Here is an 18,505-nt window from a genome sequence, read left to right as displayed (position 1 = left end):
AGGGCAAAAGCGGGCGTTAAAACCGTTCATACCCCAGCAGATAGCGCCATTGGCCGACCGGCAAACCGGCCAGCGGCATGCGCCCGATACGGATGCGCCGCATGGCTTCCACGGTCAGACCAACTGCCTTGCACATGTGGGTGATCTGGCCGTCTTGCGCTCCTTTGATTGCGAAGCGCAAGCGGGTTTCACTTTGCCAGCTGACCTTGATCGGCGCCAGCGGCCGGCCGTTGAAGTGCAGGCCATGATTAAGCAAGGCGAGCCCGTCCGACACCAGTTCACCACTGACATCGACGATGAATTCCTGCTCGATTCTGGATGCATCGTCAATCAATTTGCGCTTGATCCGCCAGTCCTGGGTGAATACCATCAATCCGCTGGATGACGCATCCAGAGTGTTCGTCATGCTCAGATCAGTCAGATGCCGTTTCAAAAAGCGGATGCCAGAGCGATCATCAGCGATGCGATTTTCAATGTTAATACAGGCCGGCGGCCGCTGATCTTCCACCTGGATTGCCACCCCGACCGGCTTATGCAGCAGGATTGTGACTGGCAATGCAGGGACCAGAGTGGCGCGCGGCAGGCGCTCCACAATCTGTTGCGGCAACACCCTGAAGCCGGATTCCTCGATCACCTGCCCATCTACCAAAATCCAGCCACCCTCGATATATTGCTCGGCTTCACGCCGCGAACAGGGGACGACCTCGGCGACACGTTTGGCCAAGCGAACGGATTCTGTCATGGTAAGGATCGAATGAATTGGAATCGGGCATTGTAACCGGCGCCAGCGCAAGAATGCATCAGACCGAGTTGAATCGTTTATACCGGTTTATATCGATATGGCGGCAAGTAGACGATGCGCCAAGGCCTTGGCCTCATCCAGCGCTTCATTCGAAGAGGTGGAAATTGTTGCGACATTATGTCGCACTTCAGTATGCCCGGCTTTGGTCTGGCTCTTCAGCAGCACGGTACCTTGAAATCGATCATGGCCCAAAATGATCACATCAACTTCAGCCCTTGAATTGCTTTTTGTATAACTAAGCAGAGTCATCTTTCACTCCTTGGCCGTCAGAATACAGAGGCTAAAAACGTCGAAGCGACGCCGGTTGAACGTGTAATCTCTACTTTAAACTGAGTGCGGCTTGGATTATGATCCGGCACTGGTGGTTCATCCATAGGCTCTGGAAGGCGATCCGGCAACTCGGGCTCTTCTGCCGGTTCGGGTGTAGGGGCCTGATGATCACAGACTAAAGCACCGATATTCTTTCGCATTTCAAACATATATCCCCCACGCAAATATGCTACCGCTCTGACTCTAGCATCACCATCTGAAACGGCATTGAGATCGCGCAGATCTCCTTACGACAGCTTCCGGTAGATGTACGTTTGGCGTGCGCAGCACGTCAACGCTACCCAGATCGGTTTATGCACGATACCGTGATCGCTGCAATTTCAATCGGGATCGCCCCTGGCCGTCAAGCAATCTCATTTCTTTCCTACATCAATCGTGAACGCGAAGCGCAGACAGTCGCAGGTACGACAAGCGAAGCCGACAAAGTGCATGGTTGATTTAGAAATGGAATCAGTAACGATAGACGCGGTTGCCCTCGATACGCACACGATTGCCAATACGCAAGTCGGCAATGCCATCCTGATTTATGGTTTGGTAACCACCGTTATTCAGCCTTACCGTGATCTGATACATGTCGCGCGTCTGGGTCCGATTATTTTGCTCGATCTGATTACCGGCCATCGCACCACCCACCACGCCGGCTATAGTCGCGACCGTCCTGCCGGTGCCGCCGCCGACCTGATTACCGAGCAGACCGCCCACTACACCGCCAACCACGGCGCCGGCACCCACACCACCATTGGCATTGGCATTGGCTTGCACCATTTGAATTGAATCAATGACACCGTACTCACTGTATTGGGGCTGCGGATATTGTGTGCTGGCAGGATAAGGCTGCGAAACTGGCATTGGATTATAAGGGCTGGCACAGCCGCTCAAGATTACTGTTGCCATAATAAAAGTCGCTGCAACCGTATAGTTTGTTTTCATGATTTCTCCTGTGGGTGGAACGCTGTAATATTAAACATCGAACCCGCAAAAGAAGCTATGCATAATGCGTAAGGACTGAAACAAACGGTAACAATTTAGGCGGCCAATCTTGCATCGCAAGGAAAGCAGCAAGATGACAAAAAAAAGCCCGCGAACCTTTCGGCGCGGGCTAAATCCAAACTTTTTAAAGAGTTGGAGGAGACAGAATCATAATATCGCAATGCAATATATGTGTCTTCTCAAGATTTTTGATGTCGGATATTTCTGTTCAGAATAGTCAATTCTGCATTAAGTCAGTTTTACTGCATGCTCCCGCGTCGCATGGAAAGTCAATTGCGGCCAGCGTTCCTGGGTTAGCTTGAGATTAATACCAGACGAAGCCAGATAAGCTAGATTTCCGGCAGCGTCATGAGCAAGATTATGGCCGGCAGATGATTTCTCGAAATCCGACAGCATGCGCTTGTCTTCCGCTGTCACCCAACGCGCACTGCTGATACTGGTGCCCTCGAATACCGCATCGACCCCATATTCATTTTTCAGGCGACTAGCGACCACTTCAAATTGCAGCACGCCGACTGCACCCAGTATTAAATTACCGCCAAGGGTCGGCTTGAAGACTTGGACCGCACCCTCCTCTCCCAGTTGCTGCAACCCTTTGTGCAACTGCTTGATCTTGAGTGGGTTCAGTATCCGTACGCTACGAAAAAAATCCGGTGCAAAATAGGGAATTCCTGTGAACTGCAGCAATTCACCTTCGGAAAAACTATCCCCGATCTGCATATTGCCGTGATTCGGCAAACCGATGATATCGCCAGCGTACGCCTCTTCCACCTGCTCCCGACTGGAAGCCATGAATGTGACCACATTCGAGACTCGAATCTCTCGATTCAGGCGCAGATGCTTGATCTTCATGCCACGCTCAAAACGACCGGAACACACGCGTAAAAAGGCAATTCTATCCCGGTGCGCCGGATCCATATTGGCCTGAATCTTGAAGACAAAGCCGGAAAAAGCGACTCCGGTTGGCGCCACCGATCGCACGCTGGCATCCCTGTCCAGCGGCGCTGGCGCCCATTCCAACAGCACATCGAGAATTTCACGCACACCAAAATTATTTACTGCAGAACCAAAAAATACTGGCGTTTGCGTACCTGCCAGATATGCCTCAAGATCGAACGGATGGGACGCGCCATGGACAAGTTCGACTTCCATCTTGAGTTGTTCGATCTCCCGCGGGAACATTTCTTTCAGGCGAGGGTTATCTATACCCTTGATGACCTCGAATTCCTGGTCGGCACGTTCTGAACCCGCAGCGAACAGCTTGATCTCGTCGCTAATCAAGTGATACACGCCCCGGAAAGTTTTACCCATGCCTATCGGCCAGGTGATTGGTGCGCACTGGATTTTCAGTACAGACTCAACCTCATCGAGCAACTCCAGAGGATCTCGGGTCTCGCGGTCCATCTTGTTCATGAAAGTCAGAATCGGTGTATTGCGCATCCGGCAAACGTTGAGCAACTTGATGGTCTGCGCCTCAACGCCCTTGACAGCATCAATGACCATCAAAGCTGAATCGACCGCAGTCAACACACGATAAGTATCTTCAGAGAAATCCTGATGGCCCGGAGTATCCAGAAGATTCACCACATGATCGCGATACTCGAACTGCATCACAGAACTGGCGACTGATATGCCGCGCTGTTTTTCGATTTCCATCCAATCCGAAGTCGCGTGGCGACCGCTTTTTCTGGCTTTCACCGTACCTGCCAGTTGAATCGCACCAGAAAACAATAATAATTTTTCAGTCAGCGTGGTCTTGCCGGCATCTGGATGTGAAATGATGCCAAAGGTGCGGCGACGCATTACTTCACGTGCGATCTGTCCGCTGGACACTTCCCGGATTACAGGTACGGCGTTATCAATGGCTTCAGTGATTGGTGTATCGATGGTGGTAGACATGGTGATGGCCTGAAAGGCGTAAAGCTGATGGCATTATTAATACTTAATGCCTGAAAAATCGGGCCAAACGCGTCAATTTTTGACGCCTTATCTGGCTACTCCTGTAATACAAGAACAATCTGGCAAAGATTATTGCTCTTGAATGAATCACTATCGCGCTGCATGAGGCGACAATTGAAAACATCTAATTTATGGTGCAGTTGCGCGGGAAATATTAATCCCTTGAATATCAGCACTCACCAGCATTTACCCCTGCAAAAGAAGCAGTATTTCCTTCAATTCGGAGCGAATACCAGTCAATTTCTCATTCACCATCAAATTCAAATTAGCTTTGACCCTATCCTGATTAGCAACATCGTCTGCTGTTGCCTCAACCATTCTGCCATCCAGTTTGTTGCGAGCGCCATTGATGGTGAATCCCTGCTCGTACAATAACTCGCGAATATGCCGGATCAGCAAAACTTCGTGGTGCTGATAATAACGCCTGTTACCCCGACGCTTGACAGGCTTCAATTGGGTAAATTCCTGCTCCCAGTAGCGCAAAACATGCGGTTTAACACCACACAAATCACTGACTTCACCGATAGTGAAATATCGTTTTGCCGGGATTGGAGGTAAAACGACCAGTTCTTGCTTATTGATTCGATCATTCATCAGTAAATCTCAGGCGGCACGAATTGAAGACTTGGCGCTGACATCATCAACCATGTCCTTGAGTTTTTGGCTTGCATGAAAAGTAACCACGCGCCGCGCGGTAATCGGGATCTCTTCACCTGTTTTCGGGTTGCGCCCTGGTCTTTGTGGTTTATCTCTTAGCTGAAAATTACCAAACCCGGACAATTTGACTGCCTCGCCACGCTCAAGAGCATTACGTATTTCGTCAAAAAAAGTCTCTACCATATCTTTTGCTTCACGCTTATTTAGACCGACCTGCTCAAAAAGAAGTTCTGCCAACTCTGACTTGGTCAGAGTTGGCAGAACTTTCTCAGCTTGAGAACGTGCCCTTGCTTCGAGCTTCGCCCGATTAAGATCCGCATCCAAAACGGACTCAAGTTCGACATGATTCACATCATTCATTTCGGATCTTCCCACCTAGACTCACGCGCGCAATTTTGCATCATGCTTTTCTTTGGCTTCCGCCACAAAAGCCGTCATTGCGGCATCAATACGGTCATCTTTTAGAGTAGATTGAGTATCTTGCAAGGTAAAACGGAAGGCAAGACTTTTTTCGTTGTTTTCCAATCCCTTGCCACGATATTCATCAAATAAAACAATGGCTTGCACAATACTGCAGATACTGTCTGTAGTTATTTTCGCATTGAAAACATCCAGAATATCCTGTACTGGAACGTCGTTTTTTACCACTAGTGCCAGATCTCGGGTAACTGCTGGAAACTTTGAGGTTTCAGAATATATAGGCAATTTTTGTAACTGTAAGGCATCGGCATCAAGCTCAAAGACGACAGGTGCCAACGGCAGTTCATACTTTTGTTGCCAACGCGGATGCAATTCGCCAAGATAGCCGACGACTATGCCATCGAGTTCAATCCGTGCGCTACGCCCGGGATGCAGCGCCGGATGTTCGGCCTTCACAAAACACGCTACCCGCGGCGATAGCATGGCCTCCAAATCCGACTTGAGATCGAAATAATCGACATTACGTGATGCCTGTCCCCATTGCTCGTCTACCACTGGGCCATAGGCCAAAGCTGCTACCCGCTTGGGTTGCTCATAACCAGCCACGCTCAAACCTCCATCTTGTACGGCCGGATTACGCAAATACACCGCACTGATTTCAAATACGCGTATCCGATCCATTTTACGGTTCAGGTTATATCGTACGTTTGCAATCAAGCTGGGAATAAGTGAAGAGCGCATCACACTCAACTGGTTTGCAATTGGATTCTGGAGTCTAATTGGCGTCGTATTATCTGAAAAATCAGACTCCCAGCTCTCTTCAACGAAACTGAAATTGACTACCTCCTGATAATCCAGATCAGCCAATTGTCTGCGTATGGTAAACAGGGAGCGTGTAATTTCAGGCGCAATCAGCATCGAATTTGACGCAACCGGAGGCATGGCGGGTATATTTTCATAGCCATACACTCGCACGACTTCCTCGATCAAATCCTCTTCAATTTCAATATCAAAGCGGTAGGATGGTGGTGTCACGAGAAAAACTGTACCGTCAGCACTCGACTCACACGTAAAAGCAAAATTCAAACGTGCGAAGATATCTGCAATCTGATCTTCCGAAATCGCAATACCGATGACCTTCGCAGCGCGGGCTACACGCAAGCGTACCGGCTGACGTAACGGCAAATTAATGACGTGATCATCAATCGGACCAATTCCGGTTTGATCCTTCTCTCCACATATTTCGACGATTAAGGCAGTAATACGCTCAATGTGCGCAGCCGTAGTTGCAAAATCTACGCCGCGCTCAAAGCGATGCGCAGCATCCGTCGAAAAATTGTAACGACGTGCCCTACCCTGTATCGCCTGTGGCCACCAGAATGCGGCCTCCAGATAGATATCTCTGGTATCCAGAGAAACTGCCGTAGAGTCGCCGCCCATAATGCCCGCTAATGATTCAATTTCCACATCATCGGCAATCACGCCAATCCACTCATCGACGGCAACCGTATTGCCATTCAAGAGTTTGAGCGATTCTCCTGGATGGCCCCAGCGCACATGCAAACCGCCGTGAATCTTATCAAGATCAAATACATGTGTAGGACTCCCAAGTTCGAGCATCACGTAATTTGAAATATCGACTAGTGCTGAAATCGATCGCTGGCCGCTACGCTCCAGACGTTGCTTCATCCAGTCCGGTGTCTGCGCCCTGGCATTCAAGCCGCGAATGATACGACCGGTGAACCTGCCGCACAAATCCGGAGCAGACACCGCCACTGGCAGCGTGTCCTGCATGGTTACCGCCACAGGATGGAAAACCGGCATCTTGAGCGGAGTACCCGTTAATGCCGAAACTTCACGCGCCACGCCTAGGACAGACAAGCAATCGGCCTTGTTCGGCGTCAATTTAATCGTGAATTTAAGATCATTAAGATCGTAATAATCACGGAAATTCTGCCCGACAGGTGCATTTTGCGGCAATTCCAGCAGCCCGCCATGATCTTCAGAAAGTTTCAGTTCACGCGCAGAGCACAACATGCCCTGCGATTCAATTCCGCGCAATTGACCGATTTTAATTTCGAACGGTTTGCCATCAACGCCTGGAGGTAGTATGGCTCCTGCCATTGCGCAGGGCACCTTCAGTCCTACATACACATTCGGCGCTCCACACACGATATTTAGAATCGTTCCAGTTCCAACATCAACTTGACAAACATTCAGTCGATCTGCATTCGGATGTTTGACAATATCGAGGACTTCTCCGACAACTACGTGTGAAAATGGAGGGGCGACAGCTTCAACCTCTTCCACTTCTAGACCAGACATCGTAAGTAAATGCGCCAATTCATCCGAAGTCATATTCGGATTTACCATTGTGCGGAGCCAGCTTTCGGAGAATTGCATAGTTCGACCGTGAAATGTACGATACAAGGACGATTCCATAGAAAAATCGGAACCTAATTCGTCCCACGTATTTAATTAAATTGCTTAAGAAAACGTAAGTCGCCTTCATAAAACAGGCGTAAATCGTTTATGCCGTAACGCAACATGGTTAGCCGCTCCAAACCGGAGCCAAACGCAAAACCAATGAATTTTTCAGGGTCAAGTCCCATATTTCGCACTACAGTCGGATGTACTTGGCCCGAGCCCGAAACCTCTAGCCAACGGCCCTTTAATGGGCCGCTACCGAAGGCTATATCGATTTCAGCCGAAGGTTCAGTAAATGGAAAGTAAGACGGACGAAAACGCACCTGCAAATCATCGGTTTCGAAAAAAGCTTTGACAAAGTTCAGATACACACCTTTCAGGTCGGCAAAGCTGATGTCTTCTGCAATCCATAACCCCTCGACCTGATGAAACATAGGCGAATGCGTCGCGTCGCTATCAACGCGGTAGGTGCGGCCGGGGGCAATAACCTTAATCGGCGGCGTGTGCATGCGTGCGTAACGCACTTGCATTGGGCTCGTATGCGTACGCAACAGCAGCGACTTGCCTTGCGTGTCATTGCCCTCGATATAGAATGTATCCTGCATCGAACGAGCAGGATGATTTTCAGGACTATTCAGTGCTGTGAAATTGGTCCAGTCGGTCTCTATTTCCGGCCCATCAGCAACGTCGAAACCAATCGAGCGAAAAATTTCCTCTACCCGCTCCCAGGAACGCATAATGGGATGAATTCCACCCATCCCACGCCCGCGACCTGGCAAAGACACATCGATTGCCTCGGCATTTAACCGTTCCTGCATCTGCGCATCGGCAAGGGCATCGCGCCGTGCATTGAGTTCTTTTTCTATTCGTGTTTTGGCAGCATTAATGACAGCGCCTTGCATCTTACGTTCGTCCGGCACAAGCTTGCCCAAGCCCTTCATCAGCTCAGTAATTTGCCCCGCTTTACCGAGATATCTCGCTTTTGCGTTTTCCAGGGCCGCAGCGTCTGCTGCGTTAGAAAAATCTGCCTGCGCCTGACCTACAAGTTGCTCTATGGAATTCATGCGGTTTTCCCGCTCCAAAAAAAAGAAGCTGAAAATGAAACGGGGCACAGGTAACATACCTCTGCCCCGCTAATTATTGCAGCATCACCATTAAGTGATGTCTGCGCCTCACAACAGTTATGCGGCGAGGTTGGCCTTCACTTGATTCACGATAGCAGCAAACGCTGCCTTATCCATTACAGCCATATCAGCCAGCACTTTACGATCCAACTCAATCGATGCTTTCTTCAGTCCGTTCATGAATACGCTATACGTTACACCATGCTCACGGGAGGCCGCATTGATACGTGCGATCCATAGAGCACGGAAAACACGTTTCTTGTTGCGACGATCGCGGTAGGCATATTGCCCCGCTTTCATGACAGCTTGCTTGGCTACACGATAGACTTTGCTGCGACGACCACGATAGCCTTTAGCTTGATCGAGGACTTTCTTATGACGGGCTCGCGCTGTGACCCCACGTTTTACTCTAGGCATAGTAACTCCTTAAATTAAGTGTGAGGTTAAGCGTTCGGCAGCATGCGCATAACGGAAACTACGTCATGAGCATGAACATTTGTAACACCGCGCAAATGGCGTTTAATTTTTGTGGTTTTTTTGGTCAAAATATGACGCTTGAATGCGTGACCGCATTTAATCGTTCCACCTGGACGTACACGAAAGCGCTTTTTCGCGGCACTCTTCGTTTTCATTTTAGGCATAGCTACATCTGTCCTTTGGACAGCTCCATTTTTAACATGATTGCAGGTGGCAACAATTTCGTTACGCTTGGATGCCTGCTCACACTTGTTTTGCTGTGAACTATGATTCACAGCCTCTGCTCCAAACGCTCTTAAAAAGCGCCTGATAGAAACTTATTTTTTCTTCTTTGGTGCCAGCACCATAATCATCTGGCGCCCTTCCATCTTAGGAAACTGTTCGACCTGACCATACGGTTCCAAGTCAGCCTTTAATCGCTCCAACATACGAAAACCGATGTCTTGATGCGCCATCTCACGACCTCGAAAACGCAAAGTAATCTTTGTCTTATCGCCATCATCAAGAAACTTAATAAGATTTTTTAGCTTGATGTTGTAGTCACCATCATCTGTGCCTGGTCGAAACTTTACCTCTTTGATCAGAATAACTTTTTGTTTTTGCTTTGCCTCATGGGCTTTCTTCTGCTCCTGATATTTGAACTTGCCATAGTCCATTAGGCGGCAGACAGGAGGCTGAGCAGTAGGTGCGATCTCCACCAAATCCACATTTGCCTCCTCAGCCATACGAAAAGCCTCAGTCAAAGTAACGATACCAATGGGTTCGTTTTCAACTCCACTTAAACGCACTTCAAGTGCGGTAATTTCGCCATTTATGCGATGCGACTTATCAGTAGCTATTGCAGTTTCCTTTAAATATCAATTAATCCAGCCTTCAAGTACGCTGCAAAGTGATAACTCAGGCTTTGGAACCGATCGCATTATTCAACCGATTTACCAACTCACTGATGGACATTACACCTTGATCGAGGTTGCCACGCGCACGCACAGCCACCGTATTGCCTTCACGCTCTTTGTCACCCACCACAACTATATACGGCACTTTCTGAACGGAATGCTCGCGTATTTTATAGGTAATCTTCTCATTACGCAAATCAGTGCGCACTCTAAACCCTTGTTTTTTCAGCTCTTGTGCGACACTTTGTGCATATTCTGCTTGTGCCTCAGAAATATTAAGTACAACCAGCTGCTCAGGAGCCAACCACAATGGCAAGGCACCAGCATGGTTTTCTAGCAACATACCTATGAAGCGTTCTAGAGAGCCCAGGATAGCCCGATGCAACATCACAGGTATTTTACGGGTATTGTCCTCTGCCACATACTCAGCCCCTAAGCGAACTGGCATGGAAAAATCGACTTGCATCGTCCCACATTGCCAAGCCCTACCGATTGCGTCTTTCAATGTGTATTCTATTTTCGGGCCGTAAAAAGCACCCTCCCCAGGAGATATTTCATAATGACATCCTGATCGATCAAGAGATTCAATCAACGCACGCTCAGACTTATCCCACAACTCATCAGAACCAACACGTTTTTCGGGTCTTGTCGCAACTTTATAAATTATTTCACCAAATCCGAAGTCGGCGTATACCTTTTGCAAAAGAGCAGTATAAGCAACACACTCGTCCAAAATCTGGTCTTCTGTACAAAAAATATGGCCATCGTCCTGTGTGAATCCACGTACCCGCATCATGCCGTGCAATGAACCAGAAGGTTCATTGCGATGGCATTGACCAAATTCACCATAACGCAAAGGTAATTCACGATAAGAGCGCAAATTCGATCGAAATATTTGCACATGCCCAGGACAATTCATTGGCTTTAACGCATATGACCGATTTTCCGACTCAGTGGTGAACATATTTTCTTTATAGTTCTCCCAGTGCCCGGATTTTTCCCACAAACTACGATCGAGGATTTGTGGCGCCTTAACCTCCTGATAGCCATTATCCTGATACACCTTACGCATATACTGCTCAACCTGCTGCCACACAGTCCAACCTTTCGGATGCCAAAAGATCAGTCCAGGCGCCTCTTCTTGGAAATGAAATAAGTCAAGCGCACGCCCCAATTTACGATGATCGCGTTTTTCAGCCTCTTCAAGCATATGCAAGTAGGCTTCCTGCTCGTCTTTTTTAACCCAAGCAGTCCCGTAAATACGCTGTAGCATCTCATTTTTGGAATCTCCGCGCCAGTACGCCCCAGCAAGTTTCATTAACTTGAAAACCTTCAATTTGCCGGTAGACGGCACATGCGGGCCGCGACACAAATCCGTAAAGTTGCCCTCTGTGTATAACGACACATCTTGATCTTGTGGGATTGATTCGATAATTTCAGCTTTGTATGACTCCCCTATCGACTTAAAGTAAGCAACCGCTTCATCGCGAGGCAAAACCTTACGTGTAACCGGCTCATCCTTTTTGGCCAATTCGACCATTTTCTTTTCAATTACCGATAAATCTTCAGGGGTAAAAGGGCGTTTATATGAAAAATCGTAGTAAAAACCATTTTCAATTACTGGGCCAATTGTCACTTGAGCATCAGGGAATAGTTCCTTGACTGCATGCGCCAACAAATGAGCTGTCGAATGCCGAATAACCTCAAGCGCATCAACATCCCTGTCGGTAACAATTGCTAAACAAGCATCGTTTTTAATAAGATATGATGTATCTACGAGATGCCCATCGATCTTGCCAGCCAATGCAGATTTTGCAAGCCCGGAGCCGATGCTTAGGGCAACTTGAGCAACTGTTAACGGAGCATCAAATTGGCGCTGCGAACCATCGGGAAGCCGAATTGAAATCATTTTGTTCTCCAAATCACCACGAAATTGATACCAACGCTAGATTGTTACATTTATTGAGCAAGAAAATATGGGCGTAAAAAAGCGCGGCTAATCCGCGCTTTTCACTTCATACCGAGAAAAATCTTAATGTACCGCTTACAAACATTACTAATTGTTTGCAACAATTTAGTAACAAAAATTTTATTTCCCGTAGAACGGTACCAATACTCGTTGGTAGGCACGATTGGACTCGAACCAACGACCCCTACCATGTCAAGGTAGTGCTCTAACCAGCTGAGCTACGCGCCTAAAGAAACAATTATAACAGAGGAATTATTTCATTTGCCAGATCTTTCTTCAAACCAGCAGTTCTCATTTCAAAAAATTGCTATCCCGGCTTGAGCGATGTGGTGCCGAGCGCCTCGAGCTGAATCGTATGAGATGCGACCAATCATCGAAAGGCAAATAATACTGAAGCAAAGCACGCAAATGCTCGAAGAAAGCGCGGCGCTACGCGCGATAAATCGTATATAGCGCGATATGCCTTGTCAACCCAATCGGGCACGCTATGCATGAGGTAGGCTAGCAATATCAGCGTCGTGAGCAGGTTGCTCCAGATGTTACTTTGCATGACCAAAGTTATGCTAGAAATGATAGCTCTTGCAGGGCAAACGCATCAAATGACCAACGGACATAAGCCAAGAACATTCGCGAGGTATTGATCATGGAGCGCAGCGTAGAGCCGTTTTTTCGGAATACTGCGCTTCATAGATGTCTCTTGTCGCAAGAGGTTCATGGTGATTTTTCTGATGATGTTGAAGTTTTCAGCGGCATGGCTGACGCGAATTCGACTGTCGTCTTCTTTAAACGAAACATCCAGGCACCAATGCAATTCGTTTTAGATGCCCCAATGGGCCCGAATAGCATTGCCGATCTGCTTTGAGTCCGGTTCGAGGGAGCTGATATAGAACCGTCGCTCGCTGGTGCGTTTGTCACCGATCTCGCGGATAGATTCCACCATGATCATGCTCTTTAATCCCTGCCAGGCACCGACCTGTTCCAGATGCGCTGACGAGAGCGCGATAACCCGGCGCGATTCAATGCGTCCGTGATTTTTTTCGCAGGTGCCATCCGACTTTGCGTCTATCGCCTGGTACTTGTACTGCTCGGCGATTTCAAAGAACTCGGCCACCTGCTCATGCAACTTGCCATGATTGCCTTTCAGGGCCAGGACGTAGTCCGCGCCGCGCTCAGTGATCGCCTTGGCAATATCCGTTTGGCACCCCACCGAGTTGATCGTCACGATGCTGCCTCTCAAGGCTAGCATGGCAAGCAACTCTGGAATCGCCGTAATTTCATTGGATTTCTCCGCAGTCTTGAGCTGTCCCAAGGTGATGCCCTGATCACTGGCAAATGCACTGACCATATGAATCGCCTTCTTGCCCAGACGATGATGGTGGGACACCCGCATGGTCTTGCCGTCAATGGCGACCACCTGCCCGACAAGCGAGCCGCAGATGGTCGATACCCACCGGGTAAAACATGCCTGAAATGTTGTACTGTTCATGGCGGCAAAGAGTCGGCCAATCGTATCGTGGGAGGGGATACCATTTTTCAACGGAATATATTGCCGCAACCATTCAAGCTTGGCTTCCCCCCACATTTCAACCGACTCCCAGTCATCTGCGCCGCCTACCACCGCACACACGGTCAACACTAAAATATCCAGTAAATGGTGGTCCGTTCTACCAACAACCCTTGGATCAGGCATGTCGGCAACCTGCTGTGGTCTAATTTACCTGGACACCTCGATAGGTGGAAAATCCACCTATCGAGGAGTATTACATGACAAGGCAACGCAAAAAATTCGACACCAGCCTCAAGCTGGAAGTCGTGCGCATGATCAAAGAACAGGGCCTGAGCGTTCAGCATGTCAGCCAAAGCATGAACATCGGCCAGACCGCGATTCGACGCTGGCTGACGCAATACGATGCAGAGCAAAGCGGACAACGGGGGATCGGCAACCCGCTCACAGTCGAGCAGCAGCGCATCCGGCATCTTGAACTCGAAAACCGGCAATTGCGCGTGGATGTCGATATCTTAAAAAAAGCCTAGGCCTTCTTTGCCCGAGAGCTGAAATGCGTTACCAACTCGTCGGCCAGTTGCAAAAGAAGGCCATCCCTGTTGCGCAGAGTTGCCGTGTCCTGGGCATCAGCCGTTCAGGCTATTATGAGGCGAGGCGGCGTTTTGCCAAACCGATTTTGTGCAAAGCGAGCGTCCACTTGAAGGCTGCTGTTACGGCCAGCCAAAAGCTATGGCAGCCGTCGCCTGGCCACAGCAATGGCCGCACAAGGCATTCCTATTGGCCGCTACAAGACACGTCGTCTGATGCGTCAGGCAAGTTTGAAGCCCGTGTGGAAGCGTAAATTTATCCATACCAATGACAGCAAGCACGACCTGCCCATTGCCGCCAATATCCTGAATCGGCAATTTAATCCCGCAGCACCGAACGTGGCGTACGTGACCGATATCACCTACATCCGGACCGGTTCAGGTTGGCTTTATCTGGCAACCGTGCTGGACTTATTTTCCCGCAAGGTAGTCGGCTGGGCCATGGCACCGAGTATGCCCGCTGAACTGGTCTGTGACGCCCTGCGCATGGCCATTCAACAACGGCAGCCGCCCACGGGTCTGATCGTCCATTCGGACCGTGGCAGTCAATATGCCAGCGACCTGTATCAGGCTCTGCCGAACAAGCATGGCTTCGTCTGTAGCATGAGCCGAAAAGGAGATTGCTGGGACAATGCAGTCGCTGAACGCTTTTTCCTGAATCTCAAAATGGAGCGGGTCTGGCAGCGTGAATATGCCAACCAGACCGAAGCAAAAAACGACATCGCAGCGTACATTGTCGGGTTTTACAACTGCGAGCGTTTGCACTCCGTATTGGGCAATCTGCCGCCCTCCGTCTTCGAACGGAACATGGCAGCAAAAAAACCTATTGTTGTGTCCGAAATTAGTTGGCCACTACACTCATGGTTGGGGGTACGTTGTTTGGCGTGGTAGTGGGACATCTCAAGAAAAATTGGTCGCCCAAATAAATTGCAGGCACACTCAAACGCCCGCATCCAAACAAACTTACCCAACGTTTTAACTACGAAACGATTTACCACACGGCTCTACGCCATGCCGCGTGGCGAACTGCGCGATGAATTGATTACCTGCTTGCGTTGGAGTCGAGATAAACGTTCTTCCAAAACCCTGCCCCGGATGGGCGTGGGCACATAACGGAGATGTCGAGCATTCATCTGAGTCCACCAGAAGTCGCGGATCGTTTGATACTTGGACGCTGAGAAACGGGTATTACCAAAGGATGACTTCAGTCGGCACGACTGGTTGAGCGTACTACGCTGATGGGTGGCGTTGGACAGGATGCCTCATGGCACGGCACAATCAGCGTTAGACGGTGAGGCACTCAGTGCAATTCCCGCTGAGCTACGCAAAACTTTCACTTACGACCAAGGGGTGAGATGAGTAAGCACACGCAACTGACTGAACGAACCAGCATGGCTGTTTATTTCTGCGACCCACACAGCCCATGGCAACGCGGATTGAACGAGAACACCAGCGGACTGCTGTACCAATGTTTTCCTAAGGGGACAAATCTATCAGTCTACACACAGGAGCAGTTGGATGCGATTGCATGGAGTTTGAACACACGTCGAAGAAAATTGCTCGGGTTCCGATCACCGGTAGAGATATACAACGAGCTACTGCTCAATATCAGACTTGCTAAAACCGCTACCAAACATTAACTGCTGCGGTTGGTTCTTGACTCCACCTGTTTTTAATTTGCATTTCCGCAGTTTAACGGAAAGGTTTTGTTACACTTTGTAGCGGAATCTGCTTAATCGACATTTCGCCCTTCTATGCGGACTTATCTCCGCTCGCTTTGAGTAATGTTAGCGTTTTGCCTTCGCCCCCCTAGATTCATAGTCGCCCGCGACACAGTGTGTCGTTAAGATAACTTTCCCACTTGTCGAGCGAGCTAAAATTTTTTACCTAAAGTAAGTGCACCCAGCTGAGCATAAAGCAAAAAAAAGCAATCACTTAACAGTGATTGCTTTTAGTATTTTGGTTGCGGGGGCAGGATTTGAACCTACGACCTTCGGGTTATGAGCCCGACGAGCTGCCAGACTGCTCCACCCCGCGTCTGATGTAAGAACTATACATCAAATTCCGTAACAAAGCAACTGGGATTGCAAAGCAAGCGCACAATGCTAAACTCAAATGCAGAATTAGATTTGTTGATAAATAATTTTGTTCGATTAAAAACGCAAGAATTGCATATAACGCATTCTTAGGAAAACCAATTAAATAAACTACAACACTTCCCTATGAAATTTTGCTCCGTCTGCGCTCATCCGGTTGCGTTAATCATTCCTCCTGACGATAACCGGCCACGTTTTGTATGTACACAATGCGGCATGATTCACTATCAAAATCCCAAGATGGTGGTTGGTTCGATTCCCGCATGGGAAGAAGAGGGCGAAACACGCGTGCTGCTATGTAGACGCGCTATTGAGCCTCGATATGGATTTTGGACTTTGCCTGCCGGCTTTATGGAGAATGATGAAACGACTGCCGCTGCCGCTTTACGTGAGACGCACGAAGAGGCTGGTGCGAGCATCGTGCTGCACGGATTATTCTCTTTGTTAAACGTACCACATGTGCATCAGGTGCACATGTTCTATCGTGCAACACTGCTTGATCTAAATTATCTCGCCGGGCCAGAAAGCTTGGAAATCGATATTTTTCCCGAATCTAAAATACCGTGGAACGAAATAGCTTTCCCCACTGTTGCACATACATTGAAATTTTTTTTTGAAGATAACAAGAAAATAAAGCAGGGAGGCGAATATGGATTTCATCCTTTCGACATCATCAAACCAATGAATACAATGGATTCAGAAATCCAGACCAAAGTTGGTTCGTAAGTAGAATATGTGGATGATTTAAGCAAGTTATCTGTGCGATAGGGTGATGGTGTAGAAATTGGGTGAGGGTGATTCGCCTTGATGCCGACTGATCCATTGCGGCGCGCGTTCCTAGCCCCCTTTGTCGCCCCGCAAACTCGCAACATGTGAGTAACGTCGGTGCTCGTCAAAAATCGATAGCAACTAGGTTCCCAGGACAGCACGGACTTTGGGCGCTGGAACTGCTGTAATGCAAAGGACATTGTTGCACCAGTGTTCAAACTGCAGTGGTCTAATTTGCCCGGACACCTCAATAGGTGGAAAATCCACCCCCTGAGGAGAATTACATGGCAAAGCAGCGCAAGAAATTCGATACCAGCCTGAAGCTGGAAGTCGTGCGCATGATCAAAGAACAAGGGTTGAGCGTCCAGAACGTCAGCGAAAGTATGGACATCGGTCCGACAGCAATTCGGCGCTGGGTAACACAGTATGGCGCAGAACAGAACGGCCAGCCCGGGATTGGCAAGCCACTCACCGTCGAGCAGCAACGCATCCGACAATTGGAGATCGAAAATCGCCAGCTTCGCCAAGATGTAGTTATCCTAAAAAAGCATCGGCTTTCTTTGCCCGCGAACTGAAATGGGCTATCAACTCGTTCGTCGACTGCAACAGGAGGCCATCCCCGTCCAACACAGTTGCCGCGTGCGTCAGCCGTTCCGGCTATTACGAGGCACAGCATCGTTCTGCCAAACCGGTTTTATGCAAAACCAGCGTCCACCTGAAAGCCGCATTCATGGCCAGCCATCAAAGCTATGGAAACCGTCGGTTGGTCATAGCGATGGCAAACCAGGGAATCTAGATTGGGCGTTACAAGGTACGCAGCCTGATGCACAAGGCTGCCTTAAAGCCCGTCTGAAAGCGCAAATTCGTTCACACCACCGACAGCAAGCACGACTTGCCAATTGCCGCCAATGTGCTCGACCGGAAGTTCAATCCGGTCGCGCCGAACATGGCATACGTGGCCGACATCACGTACATCCGTACTGGCGCCGGATGGCTGTACCTCGCAATCGTGCTTGACCTGTTCGCATGCAAAGTGGTCGGCTGGGCCATGGCTCCGAGTATGCCGGCAGAATTAGTCTGTGCTGCCTTGAACATTGACATTCAACAGCGACAACTGGCACCGGGCCTGATCGTCCACTCTGACCGCGGCAGTCAATATGCCAGTAAGCTATATTAGGATCTGCTGGACGAACATGGCTTTGTTTGCAGCATGAGCCCCAAAGGTAATTGCTGGGACAATGCGGTCGCAGAACGCTTCTTCCTGAACCTCAAGATGAAGCGCATTTGGCAACGTCAATATGCCAATCACGCGGAGGCCAAGGCTGACATCACGGACTATATCGTCGGCTTTTACAACTGCAAGCGATTGAATTCAGTATTGTGTAATACTGCCGCCCGCCGCCTATGACCGGAAAATGGCAGAAAAAGAACCTATTGGTGTGTCCGAAATTACTTGAACACTGCATATCGTCACTACATTGTCCGTCACTTGTTTGATC

General features: G+C 49.0%; 15 protein-coding genes, 2 tRNA genes and 2 pseudogenes. 4 read left to right on the top strand and 15 right to left on the bottom strand.

The genetic code is table 11. The features are described from left to right. Positions 1-16: 16 nt before the first annotated feature. From KGFNPO_RS03005 to KGFNPO_RS02940, 14 genes are all read right to left on the bottom strand, one after another. Entirely contained in the window at positions 17-742 is a 726-nt protein-coding gene (locus KGFNPO_RS03005) for an rRNA pseudouridine synthase (RefSeq protein WP_472633026.1), read from the bottom strand. A gap of 87 nt (positions 743-829) precedes the next feature. Then, positions 830-1,051, bottom strand: a complete 222-nt coding sequence (locus tag KGFNPO_RS03000) for a hypothetical protein (RefSeq protein WP_472633025.1) — start codon at positions 1,049-1,051, stop codon at positions 830-832. Between the two features lie 531 nt (positions 1,052-1,582). Then, positions 1,583-1,897, bottom strand: coding sequence for an outer membrane lipoprotein (locus tag KGFNPO_RS02995; RefSeq protein WP_472634373.1), 315 nt, complete (start codon positions 1,895-1,897; stop codon positions 1,583-1,585). 453 nt (positions 1,898-2,350) lie between these two features. After that, positions 2,351-4,021 (bottom strand): peptide chain release factor 3, encoded by a 1,671-nt coding sequence (locus tag KGFNPO_RS02990; RefSeq protein WP_472633024.1) that lies wholly within the window; start codon positions 4,019-4,021, stop codon positions 2,351-2,353. 246 nt (positions 4,022-4,267) lie between these two features. Continuing rightward, complete coding sequence (locus KGFNPO_RS02985; protein ID WP_472633023.1) at positions 4,268-4,675, bottom strand: MerR family transcriptional regulator; 408 nt, start codon at positions 4,673-4,675, stop codon at positions 4,268-4,270. Positions 4,676-4,684: 9 nt separating this feature from the next. After that, positions 4,685-5,098: an integration host factor subunit alpha gene (locus KGFNPO_RS02980; RefSeq protein ID WP_472633022.1), complete on the bottom strand. Its 414-nt coding sequence runs from the start codon at positions 5,096-5,098 to the stop codon at positions 4,685-4,687. 21 nt (positions 5,099-5,119) lie between these two features. Beyond that, positions 5,120-7,561 (bottom strand): phenylalanine--tRNA ligase subunit beta, encoded by a 2,442-nt coding sequence (gene pheT, locus KGFNPO_RS02975; RefSeq protein WP_472633021.1) that lies wholly within the window; start codon positions 7,559-7,561, stop codon positions 5,120-5,122. Between the two features lie 71 nt (positions 7,562-7,632). After that, a complete protein-coding gene (gene pheS / locus KGFNPO_RS02970; RefSeq protein WP_472633020.1) occupies positions 7,633-8,649 on the bottom strand; it encodes a phenylalanine--tRNA ligase subunit alpha in 1,017 nt (338 codons plus the stop codon). Between the two features lie 117 nt (positions 8,650-8,766). Beyond that, entirely contained in the window at positions 8,767-9,126 is a 360-nt protein-coding gene (gene rplT / locus KGFNPO_RS02965) for a 50S ribosomal protein L20 (RefSeq protein ID WP_472633019.1), read from the bottom strand. Positions 9,127-9,152: 26 nt separating this feature from the next. After that, a complete protein-coding gene (gene rpmI / locus KGFNPO_RS02960) occupies positions 9,153-9,350 on the bottom strand; it encodes a 50S ribosomal protein L35 (RefSeq protein WP_472614676.1) in 198 nt (65 codons plus the stop codon). A 153-nt stretch (positions 9,351-9,503) separates the two neighbouring features. Continuing rightward, complete coding sequence (infC, locus tag KGFNPO_RS02955) at positions 9,504-10,025, bottom strand: translation initiation factor IF-3 (protein WP_472615773.1); 522 nt, start codon at positions 10,023-10,025, stop codon at positions 9,504-9,506. Positions 10,026-10,083: 58 nt separating this feature from the next. Continuing rightward, positions 10,084-11,991: a threonine--tRNA ligase gene (thrS, locus tag KGFNPO_RS02950; RefSeq protein ID WP_472633018.1), complete on the bottom strand. Its 1,908-nt coding sequence runs from the start codon at positions 11,989-11,991 to the stop codon at positions 10,084-10,086. A 211-nt stretch (positions 11,992-12,202) separates the two neighbouring features. Beyond that, positions 12,203-12,279, bottom strand: a tRNA-Val gene (locus KGFNPO_RS02945). A gap of 589 nt (positions 12,280-12,868) precedes the next feature. Continuing rightward, on the bottom strand, positions 12,869-13,741 hold the full coding sequence (locus KGFNPO_RS02940; protein WP_472633017.1) for an ISAs1 family transposase: 873 nt from the start codon (positions 13,739-13,741) through the stop codon (positions 12,869-12,871). Positions 13,742-13,815: 74 nt separating this feature from the next. On the opposite strand from KGFNPO_RS02940, the pseudogene KGFNPO_RS02935 reads away from it, so the two are divergent. After that, positions 13,816-15,033: pseudogene (locus KGFNPO_RS02935) on the top strand (IS3 family transposase). Between the two features lie 464 nt (positions 15,034-15,497). After that, positions 15,498-15,782: an IS30 family transposase gene (locus KGFNPO_RS02930; RefSeq protein WP_472633016.1), complete on the top strand. Its 285-nt coding sequence runs from the start codon at positions 15,498-15,500 to the stop codon at positions 15,780-15,782. Between the two features lie 320 nt (positions 15,783-16,102). Here KGFNPO_RS02930 and KGFNPO_RS02925 read toward each other — a convergent pair. Then, positions 16,103-16,179: transfer RNA gene (locus KGFNPO_RS02925), tRNA-Met, on the bottom strand. A gap of 185 nt (positions 16,180-16,364) precedes the next feature. On the opposite strand from KGFNPO_RS02925, the gene KGFNPO_RS02920 reads away from it, so the two are divergent. After that, complete coding sequence (locus tag KGFNPO_RS02920) at positions 16,365-16,964, top strand: NUDIX hydrolase (RefSeq protein ID WP_472633015.1); 600 nt, start codon at positions 16,365-16,367, stop codon at positions 16,962-16,964. 326 nt (positions 16,965-17,290) lie between these two features. Next, positions 17,291-18,463 (top strand): annotated as a pseudogene (locus KGFNPO_RS02915) (IS3 family transposase). Positions 18,464-18,505 lie beyond the last annotated feature (42 nt).

The sequence above is a fragment of the Gelidimonas diazotrophica genome (genome assembly GCF_055694025.1).
Note: the sequence above shows the minus strand (reverse complement) of the source record. Positions and strands in the feature narration are given on the sequence as shown.